This window comes from Pseudarthrobacter sp. NPDC058119, from assembly GCF_042884655.1.
Lineage (GTDB): Bacteria > Actinomycetota > Actinomycetes > Actinomycetales > Micrococcaceae > Arthrobacter.
Genome location: NZ_JBHVTN010000003.1, coordinates 128,240 through 143,357 on the forward strand (window position 1 = coordinate 128,240; position 15,118 = coordinate 143,357).

16 protein-coding genes are annotated in these 15,118 nt (G+C 67.2%); 10 read left to right on the forward strand and 6 right to left on the reverse strand.

Translation table 11 applies throughout. The features are described 5' to 3' along the window. Window positions 1–2: 2 nt before the first annotated feature. On the forward strand, window positions 3–686 hold the full coding sequence (locus ACFVTD_RS08510) for an N-acetylmannosamine-6-phosphate 2-epimerase (RefSeq protein WP_387560904.1): 684 nt from the start codon (window positions 3–5) through the stop codon (window positions 684–686). Next, a complete protein-coding gene (locus tag ACFVTD_RS08515; RefSeq protein WP_387560907.1) occupies window positions 683–1,888 on the forward strand; it encodes an N-acetylglucosamine-6-phosphate deacetylase in 1,206 nt (401 codons plus the stop codon). Before ACFVTD_RS08510 ends, ACFVTD_RS08515 begins: the two co-directional genes overlap by 4 nt. A gap of 4 nt (window positions 1,889–1,892) precedes the next feature. On the opposite strand, the gene ACFVTD_RS08520 is transcribed toward ACFVTD_RS08515, so the two are convergent. Continuing rightward, window positions 1,893–2,417 (reverse strand): YbhB/YbcL family Raf kinase inhibitor-like protein, encoded by a 525-nt coding sequence (locus ACFVTD_RS08520; RefSeq protein WP_387560910.1) that lies wholly within the window; start codon window positions 2,415–2,417, stop codon window positions 1,893–1,895. Window positions 2,418–2,900: 483 nt separating this feature from the next. Between ACFVTD_RS08520 and ACFVTD_RS08525 the strand changes: the two genes are divergently transcribed. After that, a complete protein-coding gene (locus ACFVTD_RS08525; RefSeq protein ID WP_387560913.1) occupies window positions 2,901–3,479 on the forward strand; it encodes a dihydrofolate reductase family protein in 579 nt (192 codons plus the stop codon). A 12-nt stretch (window positions 3,480–3,491) separates the two neighbouring features. Here the strand turns inward: ACFVTD_RS08525 and ACFVTD_RS08530 are convergent, their stop codons facing one another. Together ACFVTD_RS08530 and ACFVTD_RS08535 are read right to left on the reverse strand one after the other, a co-directional pair. Further along, entirely contained in the window at window positions 3,492–4,256 is a 765-nt protein-coding gene (locus ACFVTD_RS08530; protein ID WP_387560916.1) for a glucosamine-6-phosphate deaminase, read from the reverse strand. Window positions 4,257–4,372: 116 nt separating this feature from the next. Then, window positions 4,373–5,104 (reverse strand): FadR/GntR family transcriptional regulator, encoded by a 732-nt coding sequence (locus tag ACFVTD_RS08535; protein WP_387560919.1) that lies wholly within the window; start codon window positions 5,102–5,104, stop codon window positions 4,373–4,375. 258 nt (window positions 5,105–5,362) lie between these two features. Between ACFVTD_RS08535 and ACFVTD_RS08540 the strand changes: the two genes are divergently transcribed. Then, entirely contained in the window at window positions 5,363–5,839 is a 477-nt protein-coding gene (locus ACFVTD_RS08540; protein WP_387560922.1) for a sensor histidine kinase, read from the forward strand. A gap of 101 nt (window positions 5,840–5,940) precedes the next feature. Here the strand turns inward: ACFVTD_RS08540 and ACFVTD_RS08545 are convergent, their stop codons facing one another. After that, complete coding sequence (locus ACFVTD_RS08545) at window positions 5,941–6,552, reverse strand: NADPH-dependent FMN reductase (protein ID WP_387560925.1); 612 nt, start codon at window positions 6,550–6,552, stop codon at window positions 5,941–5,943. 216 nt (window positions 6,553–6,768) lie between these two features. Here ACFVTD_RS08545 and ACFVTD_RS08550 point away from each other — a divergent pair, with 216 nt between their 5' ends. The 3 genes from ACFVTD_RS08550 to ACFVTD_RS08560 all read left to right on the forward strand — a co-directional run bounded on the left by ACFVTD_RS08550 (window position 6,769) and on the right by ACFVTD_RS08560 (window position 10,833). Next, complete coding sequence (locus tag ACFVTD_RS08550; RefSeq protein WP_387560928.1) at window positions 6,769–6,921, forward strand: hypothetical protein; 153 nt, start codon at window positions 6,769–6,771, stop codon at window positions 6,919–6,921. A gap of 124 nt (window positions 6,922–7,045) precedes the next feature. Further along, window positions 7,046–9,682, forward strand: coding sequence for a Tat pathway signal sequence domain protein (locus ACFVTD_RS08555; protein ID WP_387560931.1), 2,637 nt, complete (start codon window positions 7,046–7,048; stop codon window positions 9,680–9,682). Between the two features lie 176 nt (window positions 9,683–9,858). Then, entirely contained in the window at window positions 9,859–10,833 is a 975-nt protein-coding gene (locus ACFVTD_RS08560) for an SRPBCC family protein (protein WP_387560934.1), read from the forward strand. A 79-nt stretch (window positions 10,834–10,912) separates the two neighbouring features. Here ACFVTD_RS08560 and ACFVTD_RS08565 read toward each other — a convergent pair whose 3' ends face one another. Further along, window positions 10,913–11,392 (reverse strand): Lrp/AsnC family transcriptional regulator, encoded by a 480-nt coding sequence (locus ACFVTD_RS08565; protein WP_387560937.1) that lies wholly within the window; start codon window positions 11,390–11,392, stop codon window positions 10,913–10,915. Window positions 11,393–11,475: 83 nt separating this feature from the next. On the opposite strand from ACFVTD_RS08565, the gene hisC reads away from it, so the two are divergent. The 3 genes from hisC to ACFVTD_RS08580 all read left to right on the forward strand — a co-directional run bounded on the left by hisC (window position 11,476) and on the right by ACFVTD_RS08580 (window position 13,991). Next, window positions 11,476–12,579 carry a histidinol-phosphate transaminase gene (gene hisC, locus ACFVTD_RS08570; protein WP_387560940.1) on the forward strand — a complete coding sequence of 368 codons (1,104 nt, stop codon included), beginning with the start codon at window positions 11,476–11,478 and terminating at the stop codon, window positions 12,577–12,579. Next, complete coding sequence (locus ACFVTD_RS08575; protein WP_387560943.1) at window positions 12,576–13,265, forward strand: YitT family protein; 690 nt, start codon at window positions 12,576–12,578, stop codon at window positions 13,263–13,265. Before hisC ends, ACFVTD_RS08575 begins: the two co-directional genes overlap by 4 nt. 84 nt (window positions 13,266–13,349) lie before the next feature. Beyond that, on the forward strand, window positions 13,350–13,991 hold the full coding sequence (locus ACFVTD_RS08580) for an NADPH-dependent F420 reductase (RefSeq protein WP_387560946.1): 642 nt from the start codon (window positions 13,350–13,352) through the stop codon (window positions 13,989–13,991). Window positions 13,992–14,075: 84 nt separating this feature from the next. Here ACFVTD_RS08580 and ACFVTD_RS08585 read toward each other — a convergent pair whose 3' ends face one another. Continuing rightward, entirely contained in the window at window positions 14,076–14,990 is a 915-nt protein-coding gene (locus tag ACFVTD_RS08585; RefSeq protein WP_387560949.1) for a hypothetical protein, read from the reverse strand. Between the last annotated feature and the right edge of the window lie 128 nt (window positions 14,991–15,118).

Below are 15,118 nucleotides of genomic sequence, written 5' to 3' on the forward strand. Positions count from 1 at the left end.
ACATGCTCCTGTCCCCCGACGCCCTCGAATCCCTGCGCGGACGGCTCATTGTGTCCTGCCAGGCATATCCGGGCGAGCCCATGCGCGATCCGCGGACCACAGCGCAGGTGGCGGCCTCGGCCGTGACCGGCGGGGCGGCGGCGGTCCGCGTGCAGGGACTGGCGGACGTGCAGCACACCCGGTCAGCCGTGGAAGTGCCGGTGATCGGGCTCTGGAAGGACGGGCACGACGGCGTCTTCATCACCCCCACTCTCCGGCATGCCTTGGCCGTGGCCAACGCAGGAGCCCACGTGGTGGCGATCGACGGAACCCGCCGTGAACGTCCGGACGGGCTTTCCCTTGCGCAGACCGTGGCGGGCATCCACGCGGAATCGCATGCCCTGGTGATGGCGGACTGCGGATCGCTGCAGGATGCTGCTGAGGTGGTCGAGGCCGGAGCAGACCTGGTGGGCACCACCCTCGCCGGCTACAGCGGCGAGCGCCCCAAAACCTCCGGGCCGGACCTGGACCTGCTGGCGGAGATTGCGGCGGCCGGGTTTGGTGTTCCCCTGATCGCCGAGGGCCGGATCCACACGCCCGCCCAGGCCCGCCAGGCCCTCGACGCCGGTGCTTTCGCCGTGGTGGTGGGCACCGCGATCACGCACCCGGCCACCATTACCGGCTGGTTTGTGGACGCGCTGGCATGACGGCTCCCGACGCGCTGGTGCTCACGGGCACCCTCCTGACGGACGGCACCACCGTCCGGGACGGCGCCGTCGCGGTGGTGGACGGACGGATCGCGTACGCGGGGCCGCGGGCGGGGTTCAATGCTGACTCCCTGCCCGGGCTGCGCGACCTGGCGCTGCCGCCGGGGAGCCTGATCCTCCCGGGCCTGGTGGACCTGCACTGCCACGGCGCGGTGGGCGGCGACTTCCCCGGCGGCGACCCCGCAGCCGCACGCGCCGCCGTCGACTTCCTGCACCGCAGCGGCACCACCACCCTGCTGGCAAGCCTGGTGACGGCGCCGCGGGAGGACCTGCTGCGGAGCGCCGCCGAGTTGAAGGTCCTGGCGGAGGAGGGGCTGATCGCGGGCATCCACTCCGAGGGGCCGTTCCTGTCCCACACCCGGTGCGGCGCGCAGGATCCACGGTTCCTGCTGGACCCGGACCTTGGGTTGCTGGGCGAGCTGGCCGTCGCTGCCAGCGGCCACCTGCGGACCATGACGTATGCCCCGGAGCTTCCGGGCGCTGATGGCCTGGTGGACGGACTGGTGTCCCGCGGCGTGACGCCATCGCTGGGACACACCGATGCGGACACGCGCACGACGGCGGACTCGCTCACCCGGGCGGCGGACCTGCTGGCTTCCTCCGGCACCCAAGGACTGCGTCCTACGGTCACCCACCTCTTCAACGGCATGCCGCCGCTGCACCATCGCTCCCCCGGACCGGTGGCCGCGTGCCTGCGGCTGGCTGCCGCAGGACGCGTGGCCGTGGAGCTGGTGGCCGACGGCGTGCACCTGGATCCGGAGACGGTGCGGATGGTGTTTGCGCTGGCGGGTGCCGGGAACGTTGCCCTGGTGACCGATTCCATGGCCGCGACCGGGCTGCCGGACGGCGACTACGACCTGGGCCCTGCAGCCGTCCGTGTCGCCGCCGGAGAGGCCCGCCTTCGCAGCAACGGCTCCCTGGCCGGCGGAACCGCAACTCTGCTGGACGTAGTGCGCCGGACCATCGCCGCGGGCGTGGACGCTGCAGAGGCTGTCCTGTCCGCCACGGCCGTCCCGGCGGCGGCCCTTGGCCTCGGCGCCGAGGTGGGCAGCCTGCGGACCGGGCTGCGCGCCGACGTCGTGGTGGTTGATGCCGCCTTTAATCCCACACTGGTTGTCCGCGGCGGAAGAGTCCTGGCGTAGTTGGCTATTTAACCTCGAAGGTGGCGGTGAGCCTGGCCCGGCCTATCGCGTGGCTGAAAAGCTGGAACCCGAGGTAGGCGGGGCTTGCGTCCGCAGGGATGTCGAGGTGCTCCACATCCACGGCGTGGACCACAAAGTGGTAGTGGTGGGGACCGTGCCCTTGCGGCGGAGCCGCACCCACGAAGCCCTTGAAACCGGCGTCGTTCGGCAGTTGCACCGCGCCGTCCGGCAGGCCGGCCTCGGCGGCGCCGGAGGGAAGCGAGGTGGTGGACGCAGGCAGGTTGAAGGCGGCCCAATGCCAGAACCCGCTGGCGGTGGGTGCGTCCGGGTCAAAGACCGTCACGGCGAAGCTCTTGGTCCCGGGCGGGAACCCTTCCCAGGACAGTTGCGGAGACCTGTCTTCTCCGCCGTCGATTCCCATCTTCCCGCTCGCCTGGACTGCGGGAAGCGGCTGCCCGTCCTGGATGTCGGTGCTGTGCAGGGAGAATTCGGGAAGCTGGGGAAGGGCGGCGTATGGATCGTGGGACATCTCTTGGGGACCTTTCCTGACGATGACACTGGACGTGCGGGCACAACGCGGTGGAAACGGGTTATGCCCGGTGCACACTCTAACGCCGGGTGCTGCGGATAAGTTCGATGGCGCCGTGCGAGCCGGGCCGGACCTCTGACCCAGGACGCGGACCGGCGGCACGGCCGGAAGGGCGGGGCCGCCCTGTGGATGGACCAGCAGATTCCGGTGCAGCGTCACCCAGCCTGCCGGGTGCGGCGTAGTAGGTCACCGATTCATGGAAGGCAAGGAACAGCGATTCGCCAATCCTCGCCTCGGTGGATGATGCAGTTGGTCCTGGTTCGGGCCGCTGCCTGCAGCCGGTCCAGGTAGTCAATGATGTACAGGCGCTGCCCCCTCAGGCTGGTGATCTCCCCGCACGCTACACCGTGCCGGCGGAGCCTGCCCGGTCCGACATCATCGGCTAGGGTTCAGAACACATGCACTACCGCGATTGGGGCCTTCATGCGCGAACTTGTCTACTACGTTGCCGTGTCACTGGACGGCTACATCGCCGCCCCGGACGGGTCCTTTGATGCCTTCCCGGTGGAGGGCGACCACATGCAGGTGCTCTTTACCGACTTCGCGGACGCACTGCCGGCCCATGTCCTGTCCGCGCTGGGGATCGAGCCGCCCCGAACCCGGTTCGACACAGTGATCCAGGGCTGGAACAGCTACGACGCCGCCCACGCCATCGGCATTGCCCGGCCCTACGCGCACCTGCGTGAATACGTGGCCACACGGACCCGGGAAGCCACCGATCCTGCCGTGACGTTCACCGCCGACCCCCTGGGCACCGTCCGGACGCTCAAGCAGGAGGACGGGCTGGACATCTATCTGTGCGGCGGCGGGATGCTGGCCGGCACGCTGCTCCCGGAAATCGACCGGCTCATCCTCAAGCGCAACCCCCTGGTCCTCGGTGCCGGGATTCCGCTGTTCGGGGACGCGGCATTCGAACCCACGGCGTTCCGGCCTGTGGGGTCGCGGACGTTTGGGTCCGGCGTGGTGATCGAGGAGTATCAGCGCACCCCCGGTCCCGCCTAGGGCTGCGGGGCCTCAGACACCGACGGCGGTATCCGCCACCCGCACGTCAACACCGGCCCCGGGACGCAGCTTCGAGGCAGCAGCCTGGTCGGCCACGACCGTGACATGCGGGTGGCGTTGCAGGACCGAGGCAGGGCAATCCGCCGTAAGGCGTCCCTGCAGCGCTGCCGCCAGGATGTCCGCCTTGTCCGCCCCGTTGGCGACGAGCAGCAGGTGCCCGGCTTCCATGATGGTCCCCAGCCCTTGGGTGATGCATTGCGTGGGGACGTCTCCGGGCGACGCGAAGTAGCGGGCGTTGGCCTTCCGGGTACGGGCGGCCAACGTCTCGACACGGGTGCGCGAGTCCAGTGCTGAACCGGGTTCGTTGAAGGCGATGTGGCCGTTGTGGCCGATGCCCAGGATCTGTACGTCGATGCCCCCGGCACGGCTGATGGCCGCGTCGTACTCCGCGGCCGCCTGCTGCGGGTCCGGAGCGCCGCCGTCGGGCACGGAAACCTTGGCCGGGTCCAGGCCCAGCCGTTCGGTCACCTCCCGCCGCACCACCTCGGCGTAGCTTTGCGGGTGGCCGGCGGGCAGCCCCACGTACTCGTCCAGGGCGAACGCCCGCACTCCGGACATATCCAGCCGGTGCCTGGCGAGGGCGGCGTATACGGGAAGCGGGGAGCCACCCGTCGCCACGCCCAGGACAGCGTCCGGTTTGGAGCGGACGACGGCGGCGAGGATCCCTGCCGCGACCGGACCGGTGGCTGCAGCGTCGGGGACAACGAAGATTTCCAAGGCTGGGACTTTCTGGTGGAAGTGGGCACGGAAGAAGGAATTGGGGGCGCGCGGCAGTATGGCCGGGCGGCGTGTGCCGGCCGTGGGGTGGAAAGCGTGGTGGACGCGGGGTACGCCTAGGCGGATGCCACGTCCTTCAGCTTTTGGCGGATACCGTCAAAGTGGCGCTGGAGCCGCTCGGCAGCAAGGGCTTTGTCCCGGCTGGCAACGGATTCGTAGATGTCCCAATGCATCCGGGCCTGTTCTTCCAGGTTGACCGGTCCATGGCCCAGGGCTTCATGGATCTGCCGGTACACCTGCCAGAACACGTCCATGAGGTTGATGAGGAGTTCGTTATTCAGCGGCGCGTAAAGCTTGCGGTGGAATTCCGCGTCATGCTCAGCGAGGGGCTCGCCCTTGACAGCCGCCTCCTGCATGGCTTCCATGGTCTCCCGGAGATCGGACAGGTGCTCTTCCGTCAGTAGATCGATGGCAGAGCCGATGAGGCCGGACTCAAGCGCCTGGCGCACATCGATCAACTCCATGGCTTCTTCGCCCTTGTGCCGAAGGGACAGCCGGCCGCGGAACGTCAGTCCAGACACGAGGGCGCTGAAGTTGTTCGGGGCAACGAACATGCCAAAGCCATGGCGGATTTCGATGACGCCCAGGGCCTGGAGGACCTTGAGGGACTCCCGGACGGTGTTCCGCCCCACGCCGAGTTCGCTGGACAGCTCGCTCTCTGTAGGGAGGGCGTCCCCGACGTCCAGCCCGCGTTCAAGAATCAGCTCCATGATTCTGTTCTGGAGGGCGTGGGAGCGGATTTGCGCGCTGAACCTTGCGGGGGGTACCGCTGCTGATGCTACTGTCACGTCATCTCCTTCGACCGCGCCTGGCGGCGGCCTCTCGTCAAGGTTCAGTGTACAGGACATGGGACGTCCTTCATCCGCTATTCCGTAACGAATCTTCCGGGACCGGGACACCGGCCTTCACCCGCCCGGGAGCAATCCCGGCCCACCCTTCAAACCGCGCAGAATTGATGGGATCTTGAGGCAAACCTTGCCGTTCCCAGACGTAGCAGGTCCACGCTGGAACCAGGAGACCAACCAGCTTGTGGGGAGCAGGAAGTCATGGGAAGCAGAGCAGCACTGGACACCGACGTCACAACCGTGGGGGGTGTGCTGACCGACCAGCAGCCCCTTGACTTCCACACGCTGGGGCTCGCCGGCTGCATTGACCGGCTGACGGCACCCCTGCGGCAGCGCGGCACCGTGGTCCACTGGGATACCCCGCACTGGGGCATCGAGATCCCGGCAGGCTCCGCGTCCCTCCTGTACCAGTCCGCCCGCGAAGCCCTCAGCAACGCCTTCAAGTACTCCGCCGCGCACACTTTGACCATCCAGCTGGCGGCCGTTGACCATGGCATCAGGCTGGTGGTGGCCGACGACGGCACGGGCTTTGACAGCACCCTCGCCACGTGTGGACGGCACCACGGCTATGGCCTGCGCCTCATGGCAGTGGCCGTGCAGGAGGCCGGTGGCGCCGTGGACATCAGCGCCGCACCCGGGATGGGCACCAGCGTCACGGTGACGTTGCCACTGGACTGACCCACAGCTTCCAAACTGCAGGCCCGGAGGACAGCCTGCCCATAGGCCCGGAGGCCCGCCGTTGCTGGGACGGCGGGCCTCCGTATGTGCAGGGACTGTGGCTAACGGGAGAGTTTCTCCGCATCCGGCTCCAGGTCGCCGATGTGGCCCGGCGCGTTGGCAGCGAGGACCCTTGCCACGAATGCCGCATATTCGTCCATGAAGTGGCTTAGGAACTTCGCGGTCGCTTCATCCCTGACCTCGCCGTCGGCACCGAAGACAGCAGGCTTGTAGCTGATGTAGGCCTCCGGGGAATTCAACTGCGGGGCGTCCAGGAAGCTCAGGACGCTGCGCATCGAGGACTGCATCACGGCCGTGCCGATGCTGCCCGGCGAAGCGCCGATGATGCCGGTGGGCTTGCGGGCAAAGGAGTTGGTGCCCCAGGGCCGGGACCCCCAGTCAATGGCGTTCTTCAGGGCGCCGGGAATGGACCGGTTGTATTCGGGCGAGACGAACAGGATCCCATCCGCAGCCTCGATGGCTTCCTTGAGGGCGCGGCCCTCGGGCGGAAAATCGGCGTCGTAGTCATAGCTGTACAGCGGGAGGTCCCTGATGGGGATCTCGGTGAATTCCAGTTCGCCGGGCGCGAGCTTGATCAAGGCATTGGCCAGGACGCGGTTGATGGAACCGCTCGCCAGGCTGCCGACGAAATATCCGATCTTATACGTTGCCATGAGTGATCCTTTCCAACAGCCGGTCTGTCCCGGCTGGCTGAGTTTGGCTGGAAATGGTGTCGGCCCCGCACTGGACGGGAACGGCGGTTGGTGCTCACTGCTTCATCAGTCCAGCACATACGGGGCGGCCCGGCCAGAGCGTGCAGGTTGTCCTTGACAGGCCCCGGGGCGGGGCGCTGAATGAGGGGTATCGCAGACCAGCCTCAAGGAGTAGTCATGACGGTTGACCATTCACGGGACGACGATGACCGTATGCATTCCGAAGCGCCCGCCGAAGGTGACCCGGACGCCGATACGGCCGATATCCGGGTGCACAGCCAGGACCCTGCGGAGGGACAGGACGACGACGGCCCAACGTTGAAAGGCTAAATCGGCTCTGGGCCGCAATGCCTCCAATCCCTGCTCCGCCCCTTGCGGGACTAGAACCTCCACGGCTATTTTGAAACGTATCAGAAAGCGTTTTCAGCAGTCGGAATAACGGAGTTGGATGAAAATGGCGGGCACTCTCATCAGGTGGATCGACGGACAAGCCCCTGCGGAAATCAGCGGCGGAACCACGTGGGGCATGCCATTCTCCCGCGGCTCGGTCCAGGGAACAGCGGCGCTGGCAGTAACCGATGCTGCGGGCGCCCGCCTGGCCAGCCAGGCATGGCCACTGGCCACCTGGCCTGACGGATCACTGAAGTGGGCCGGCATCGCACTCCCGGCGACGGGCTCGCCGTCGGATACCTACCATGTGACGGCCGACGCCGGCACAGCCACCGTGGCCGGCCGGCCGCCGTCGGACCGACCCTCAGTAACGGTCACCGAAAGTGCCGACGCCCTCACCGTGGACACGGGCGCACTGCAGATGGTGATTGACCGCACCGGCCGCTCCCTCTTCCGCAGCCTCTCCCGCAACGGTGAACCTATTGCCCGGGACGCCCGGCTGGTCAGCCTCCTGCAGGACACCGTGCCCGAAGACGCCGGAACCGCCCGCCGCGATGCCTTCACCGGCGAGGTCACCGCCGTCGTCCTGGAACAAAGCGGACCCGTGCGCGCCGTAGTGCGGCTGGAAGGGCGCCACCGCCAGGATGGCGCCGGAGGCAATCGGCGCAGCTGGCTGCCCTTCGTGGTGCGCTTCTACTTCCATGCCAACGCCCGCAGCGTGCGCATGGTGCATTCGTTCATTTGGGACGGCGATGCAGGGCGGGACTTCCTGGCCGGACTCGGCGTGCGGTTCACCCTGCCGCTGGAGGCCGAACTGCACAACCGGCACATCCGCATCGGGGGAGCGGACGGCGGGTTCCTCGCCGAGGCGGTCCGCGGCCTGACCGGGCTCCGCCGGGACCCGGGGGCGGACGTGCGCGGCGCCCAGATCGCCGGACGCGCCACTCCCCCGGCAGAGACATGGAATCCCGAGGTTTCCAGCCGCCTGCACCTGATCCCGGCCTGGGGAGACTACACACTCAGCCAGCTCAGCGCCGACGGCTTTGAGCTCCGCAAGCGCACTGCCGCCGGCCATGGCTGGGTGGGCATTTCGGGCGGTACCCGCGCCGCTGGATTCTGCTCGCTAAGCGATACCCGTGGCGGCCTGGGCGTGGGAATCAAGGGCTTCTGGCAGTCCCACCCGGGCCAACTGGACATCCGGGGAGCGGCCGGCAGCGAAGCCTCCCTGACGGCATGGCTGTTCTCCCCCGAGGCCCAGCCGATGGACCTTCGCTTCTACCACGACGGCATGGGCCAGGAGACGTTCGAGGAGCAACTCGAGGGCCTCGAAATCACCTATGAGGACTACGAGCCGGGCTTCGGAAACCCCGCCGGCATTGCCCGCACCCATGAGTTGACGCTGTTCGCCTACGAGGCCACGCCGTCCACCGAAAGCCTGGCCGCGGACGCCGTGTCCGCTTCCACTCCCGCCCTGCTGCAGGCCTCCCCGGAGTACCTGCACTCCGTGGGAGTGTTCGGGGACTGGGCGCCGGTGGACCGCAGCACCCCGGCGCGGGCCCGGCTCGAGGACAGCCTGGATTTCCTCTTCGACTTCTACGCCGGACAGGTGGAGCAGCGCCGCTGGTACGGATTCTGGAACTACGGCGATGTCATGCACACGTACGACTTTGACCGGCACACGTGGCGCTACGACGTGGGCGGCTACGCCTGGGACAATTCCGAGCTCTCCCCGGACCTCTGGCTCTGGTACTCCTACCTGCGCTCGGGCCGGGCGGACATCTTCCGCTTTGCCGAGGCCATGACGCGGCATACGGGTGAGGTGGACGTCTATCATCTGGGCCCCTGGAAGGGGCTGGGCTCCCGGCACAACGTCCAGCACTGGGGCTGCAGCGCCAAGCAGTTGCGGATCAGCACGCCCGCCTACCGCCGTTTCTACTACCTGACCGCCGACGAGCGCACCGGGGACCTGCTCACGGAACTGGTGGACAGCGACCAGAACTTCCTGGGCCTCGACCCGGTCCGCAAGGTCCGGCCGGACGCCGCCACTTACCGGCCCAACCGCGGCGCGCTTGGCGTCGGGCTGGGCACGGACTGGGGCTCGCTTGCGGCCACCTGGCTGACGGACTGGGAACGCACCGGCAATCCGCACTCCCGTGACCGGCTGCTGGGCACCATGGCGGACATCGGCGCGCTCAAGTACGGGTTCCTCACCGGCGAAGCACTGTATGACCTGGACAAAGGCCGGTTCGACACCGGCCGGGAGCAGATTTCGGTGTCGCACCTCAGCGCCGTGTTCGGGCTGGTGGAGATCTGCAGCGAACTGTTGGACCTGGTGGATGATCCAGAGTTCGAGCGGGCCTGGCTGCAGTACTGCCGCCTGTTCCTGGCCACCAAGGAAGAGCAGGTGGAGGCGGTGGGCCAGCCGCTTGAGGGCGTCTACCTCACCCAGGCGCACAGCCGGCTGACGGCCTACGCGGCGGCACGGTTGCAGGACCGTGACCTTGCGGCCCGGGCTTGGGAGAGCTTCACCGAGGGCGGCGAGCACCTGAACCACGAATCCGCGTTCACCCTGCGGAAGATCGAGCCTCCCTTCGTCCTGCTGCCGGTGGATGAAGCGCCCACCGTGTCCACCAATGACACCGCACAGTTCGGCCTCGCCGTCATCCAAAACCTCGCCCTGGTGGGCCAGTACCTTGGCTGACACTCGTGCGTTGCACAAAACCGCGACGGCGGCACCTGGCCGGGTGCCGCCGTCGCCCGTTTCCCTCATGCCCAAGTTGGACTCTGGAAACATCCCCGATCAAAAGGTATGTTAGTAAGCATACTGATGATTCTTCCCGAGTCGTCAGTCCCCGGTAACACAGCGAAGGAGACGTTATGGGCACGAAGGTGGAAAAACGCATTCTGGTGAACGTACCGGTGAGCACCGCATACAACCAGTGGACCCAGTTCGAGGAGTTCCCGCACTTCATGGGCGGCGTCAAGAGCGTTACGCAGCTCAGTGACGACCGGCTGGAGTGGGTGGCCGAGATCGGCGGCGTCCGCAGGCAGTGGGAAGCCAAAATCCTGGAGCAGGTCCCGGACCGGCGCGTGGCCTGGGCTGCCACCGAAGGCGCAACGAATGCGGGCGCCGTTGACTTCGAGGACGTTGGAGGAGGCCAGACCTCGCTCCGGCTGACGCTCGAATACGAACCCGAAGGCCTGGTCGAGAAGGTGGGCGACAAACTGAACGTCGTTGACCGGCAGGCGGAATCGGACCTGCAGAAGTTCAAGGAATTCATCGAGGATGAAGGCTACGCCAGCGGCGCGTGGCGTGGTTCGGTCAACGCCGGCACCACGGTGGGCACGCCCGGCGTTGAACACGCTGGCGCTTCCCGCGGCGATTCCGGCAAGGCCGGAATTTCGGGTAAGGTCGCCGCCGGAGTGGGAATCGCCGCGGCTGCGGGGGCAGCAGCCGCCATGGCCGCGAACAGCAACAAGGACGACGCGGAGGCGCGTGAGGTGACGGTCGCGGAGACCACCCCGGTGGTCCCGGCAGAACCGGTGGTCCCTGCAGAACCCCTTACGACGGGCGCCACCACCGGCAGCGCCTACCCGGGCACCGGAACAGCTGACACATTGTCGACCGCGACCGGCACGACGGCGGCCGCGGGTTCCTCCGGTTCCGTCGCCGACCTGGGTCATGACAGGATCGGGCACGCCTTCGACCAGACCAATGGCCTGGTGGACACCACCGGCGAGTCCGACGAGACGGCCGCCGGCGAGAACCTGAGCGCCGGCGAACGGCGCGAGGACGACCGCGGCGCCGAAGGCGGGCTGCCTCCGGTGGGTGGCAACCTCGGCGGCCACTGACCCGCACCCACCCACAAAGCAAGCGCCGCCCGCCTTCCTCCCAAGGCGAGCGGCGCTTCCGTGCCTGCGGCGGGCTTTATTACTTATGGGCCGCCGCCTGGAGCAGCGGTACGGTGCGGGTGGGCATCACTTCCACCAGGGACATGGCGGTGCTGGTGCGGACCACGCCGTCGATCGCGAGCATCGCGTTGGTGATGCGGTGCAGGTCGGCCGGGCCCCGTGCTGCCACCTTGGCCATCAGGTCGGCGTCACCGGTGGTGGCATGCATTTCGATGATCTCGGGAATGGTCTGCAGCGCCGCCACGGCGAGGTCGCTGGAGGACTGGCTGATGGAAATCGAGATGAAGGCGATGAGCGGCAGGCCAAGGGCCTCGGTCCGGACCCGCTGGCTGAATGGTGCCAAACTGCCGTCGTTGGCAAGTCGGCGAAGCCTTGCATGGACCGTGTTGCGGGCCACGCCCAACGTCCGGGAGAGGGACAGGACGGTAGCCTGCGGGTCCCGGTCGAGTGTGAGGAGGATCTCTGCGTCCAGGGCATCGATAAGGTGCATACTGAGCATTTTGCCACCTTCCTGATCGTCAATTCCCGGATCTGTCCTGCATGATCCGGCCCTGTTGCGCAGGCGTCCCGAAACCGCTGATCATGCTGTCCATGACCAGCACCCTCCCCGAAGCCACGGCACCGGCGGTCCGCGCCGCCGTCGCCCAGCTGCCCGCCTACGTGGCCGGCAAGAGCGCCCAGTCGGCACTGACCGCCGCCCTGGCTTCGAACGAAAGCCACTTCACTCCCTTGCCGTCAGTCATCGACGCGATTGCCGCGGAGGCCGCCAGGATCCACCGATACCCGAGCATGGGCGCGGTGGAGGCCCGGGAGGCCATCGCCGGGCACTTCGGCGTCAGCGCTGATGAAGTTGCCGCAGGGCCGGGAAGCTCCGGGGTGCTGCAGCAGATTATCTCGGCCGTCTGCGGGCACGGCGACGAGGTGGTGTTCGCCTGGCGGTCCTTCGAGGCCTACCCCATCCTGGTGGCGGTGGCCGGAGCCGTTTCATTTCCCGTGCCGCTGCTGGCGGACGAACACCACGACCTTCCGGCCATGGCGGCTGCCATCACTGGACGCACCCGGCTGGTGATCCTGTGTTCGCCGAACAACCCCACCGGCGTGTCCATCAGCGCGGAGGCGCTGGAAGAGTTCCTGCAGTCCGTTCCCCCGCAGGTGCTGGTGGTCCTGGACGAGGCGTACATCGAGTTCCAGCGCGGCCCCGGCATCGATTCGCTGGACTTCTACCGCCGTTACCCCAACCTCTGCATTCTGCGGACCTTCTCCAAGGCATACGGGCTGGCGGGGCTGCGGATCGGCTACGCCATTGCCCGGCCGGACATTGCCGAGGGCCTTCGGCGGACAGCCGTTCCGTTTGGCGTCAACAGGATGGCCCAGGCCGCCGCAGTCGCCTCTCTCGCTGCGGAGGACGAGGTCCGCGAGCGCACCGAGGCGGTGGCCCGGGAACGGACCCGTGTGATTGAAGCCCTTCGCGGCTACGGCTGGGACGTCCCGGACAGCCAGGCCAACTTCTACTGGCTGCGCGCTTCGGACGGGCTGCGCGGGCAACTCCTCGACGCCTTGGCCGAGGCAGACATCCTGGCCCGTGGCTACGCGCTGGACGGCGTCCGGGTCACCCTGGCAGACAAGCAAACCAATGACCGGGTGCTTGCCGTCCTGGCGGACCGCGGAAAGTTTGAGGCCAAGTGAGCACGCCTACGGAAACACGTGCTGGCGCAACCAGCGCTGCCCCGGGCACGCACCCGGAAGGGCCGACGGCGGGAGGTTCCGTTCCGCCGTCGACCGTCCGCCATTCGGTGGTTGAGGACGTCCTGGGCATCCTCACCGGCACTTTTGCGGCGTCGCTGGGGCTGTTCCTCCTCAAGTCGAGCGGGGCCGTCACCGGCGGAACCGCGGGCTTGGCGCTGCTGGCCAGCTACTCGGTTGCACTTCCGTTTGGTGTGATCTTCTTCGCCGTGAACCTGCCGTTCTTCGCGCTGGCCGTGTGGAAGAAAGGCTGGAACTTCGCACTGCGGACGGGCGCCGCGATCACCCTGGTGTCCCTGATGGCAAGCGTGCACCCAGCCGCCCTTGGATCCCTGCACCTCGACCCGGCATACGGGGTGCTGGGCGGAAACCTGCTGGCCGGCGTCGGTCTGCTGATCCTGTTCCGGCACCAGTCAAGCCTGGGCGGCTTCAACATCCTGGCACTGCTCCTGCAGGACAAGCTGAACTGGCGTGCAGGATACGTGCAGATGGTCCTGGACGTGGCCATCGTCCTGGCTTCACTGGTCCTCGTTCCACCGGTGATGGTGCTGCTCTCCGCTGCCGGCGCCACCCTGCTGAACCTGGTCCTCGCCCTCAACCACCGGCCCGGACGCTACACGGGCAATTAGTTGCCGTAGGGCAGGCGCCTACCAGCCGATTTATTCCCAGAAACCGGCTGAAATATCTGCCCGGGGAGCGGTGTTGGCGCCACTATGACAACAATCGGAATCATCGGTGCAGGACATATTGGCAGCCAGGTTGCTCGGAAGGCCGTGGAACTGGGCTACGACGTAGTCATCAGCAACTCCCGCGGGCCGGAGACCCTCCAGGACCTTGTGGCTGAGCTCGGCCCCAACGCCCGGGCGGCGACGTCCGCTGAAGCGGCAGCCGCGGGCGATTTCGCCGTGGTCACGGTGCCGCTGAAGAACTACAAGGACGTCCCGGTGGAGCCGCTGGCCGGCAAGATCGTGATCGATACGAACAACTACTACTGGGAGCGGGACGGCAGGATCCCCGCCTTGGACAACGGCGAAGCCACCACGTCCGGGATGCTGCAGGAGCACCTCCCGGAGTCGAAGGTGGCCAAGGGCTTCAACCACATCATGGCCAAGGACATCACCACCGACGGCTCCCCTGCCGGCAGCGGGGACCGGCGGGCCCTGGCCACCGCGAGCGATTATCCCGAAGCCGCCGAACTGGTGACCCGCCTCTACGACGAATTCGGATTCGACACCGTCAATGTGGGCCCGCTCTCCGAGAGCTGGCGCGTGGAACGTGACCGTCCCGCCTATGTGGCCCGGCAGACCGCCGCCGAGCTGAAGGACAACCTGGCCAAGGCACCGCGGACCATCTGACCCGTCCTTGCGAAGATGACTGGTAAGGAACTGGCTGGCAGTTGCAACTGCCAGCCAGTTCCTTGTCCCCGTACTGCTTCCGGCCTACTTCCACGCCGGAACCAGCACCACCTCAAACGGGCTGGGCGGCTGGTTGAACTGGGCGTTCACAGCGGCCAGGGTGCCATCGAACTTGGCTACGGTCGTCGGAATGTCGAACGCCCCGGCCTTGATCGTGTTCCTCTCGGCAGCGGAGGACAAATCGCTGGAAAGATCCAACCGCTTGATCTGGTTCAGCTGGTTCTGGACGGCCCAGACATTATCGCCCTCCACCAGGATGCCGTCCACGAACGGAACATCGGCACCCTTTATGACGGCGCTCCTGCCGTTCTTCGGATTGACCGTATACAAAGCGCCGTTGCTGGTGTGCGCCACAATGAGGGTCCTGCCATCCCCAGTGGACGCAATGCCGTTCAGGTTGAATCCGGGTTGAAGGTCCACTGCCGGCCCGCTCAGCTTCAGGGTCTTCACCGTGCCGAGCTCCCCGTGCTCCCCCACCGGCAGGAAGTAGAGTTCGGCCTCGGCAGAGTTGGTGAACCAGGCGCCTTCGCTGGTCAGGGTGACGTCGTTGATGAATCCCTTCGCCAGGTCGAAATCGGCGACCGGCTTGCCGGTCCGGGTGTTGTAGACGAAGGCCTTGCCGGTGCCCCCACCGGCCACAAACAGCAGGTCGTGGCAGGTATCAGCCTTCAAGCCCACGGCCGCCCGCCCCTCGGGCGCGTGGATGAAACGGGTGGCGGTGCCCTTGCTCAGGTCACCGCGGAAGATGTCGCCGGTGGTGAGCTCCCCCGCGTAGAAAGTCTTGCCCTCCCCTGCTGCGATGCCTTCGGCGGAGGTGGCGCCGTCGAGCACTATTTCCCCGGCCGGCGGCGCGGCTGACGCCGGCAGGGCTGTGGGGAGAAACAGCAAGAACAGGGCGACAAGGCCCGCGGCCGCATGGCGGCGCAGTGTTTGGCGCATGCTGGTTCCTTAGTCTGGGATGATGCGCGCGGGGCCCCATCTGCGGAAGCTCCGCACGATTGGTACTGCCATTTTAAGCTTGCGTATTGGGCATGCGAAGGCATCGGGCTACCCAATCTGCTTACAAT

Bases quoted from the DNA above. Each gene is read 5' to 3' on its own strand.
- ACFVTD_RS08550 (WP_387560928.1), top strand. From the start codon at position 6,769: ATGACGGTTGACCATTCACGGGACGACGATGACCGTATGCATTCCGAA.
- ACFVTD_RS08540 (WP_387560922.1), top strand. From the start codon at position 5,363: ATGGGAAGCAGAGCAGCACTGGACACCGACGTCACAACCGTGGGGGGT.
- ACFVTD_RS08545 (WP_387560925.1), bottom strand. From the start codon at position 6,552: ATGGCAACGTATAAGATCGGATATTTCGTCGGCAGCCTGGCGAGCGGT.
- ACFVTD_RS08515 (WP_387560907.1), top strand. From the start codon at position 683: ATGACGGCTCCCGACGCGCTGGTGCTCACGGGCACCCTCCTGACGGAC.
- hisC (WP_387560940.1), top strand. From the start codon at position 11,476: ATGCTGTCCATGACCAGCACCCTCCCCGAAGCCACGGCACCGGCGGTC.
- ACFVTD_RS08510 (WP_387560904.1), top strand. From the start codon at position 3: ATGCTCCTGTCCCCCGACGCCCTCGAATCCCTGCGCGGACGGCTCATT.
- ACFVTD_RS08565 (WP_387560937.1), bottom strand. From the start codon at position 11,392: ATGCTCAGTATGCACCTTATCGATGCCCTGGACGCAGAGATCCTCCTC.
- ACFVTD_RS08525 (WP_387560913.1), top strand. From the start codon at position 2,901: ATGCGCGAACTTGTCTACTACGTTGCCGTGTCACTGGACGGCTACATC.
- ACFVTD_RS08520 (WP_387560910.1), bottom strand. From the start codon at position 2,417: ATGTCCCACGATCCATACGCCGCCCTTCCCCAGCTTCCCGAATTCTCC.
- ACFVTD_RS08555 (WP_387560931.1), top strand. From the start codon at position 7,046: ATGGCGGGCACTCTCATCAGGTGGATCGACGGACAAGCCCCTGCGGAA.
- ACFVTD_RS08560 (WP_387560934.1), top strand. From the start codon at position 9,859: ATGGGCACGAAGGTGGAAAAACGCATTCTGGTGAACGTACCGGTGAGC.
- ACFVTD_RS08580 (WP_387560946.1), top strand. From the start codon at position 13,350: ATGACAACAATCGGAATCATCGGTGCAGGACATATTGGCAGCCAGGTT.
- ACFVTD_RS08585 (WP_387560949.1), bottom strand. From the start codon at position 14,990: ATGCGCCAAACACTGCGCCGCCATGCGGCCGCGGGCCTTGTCGCCCTG.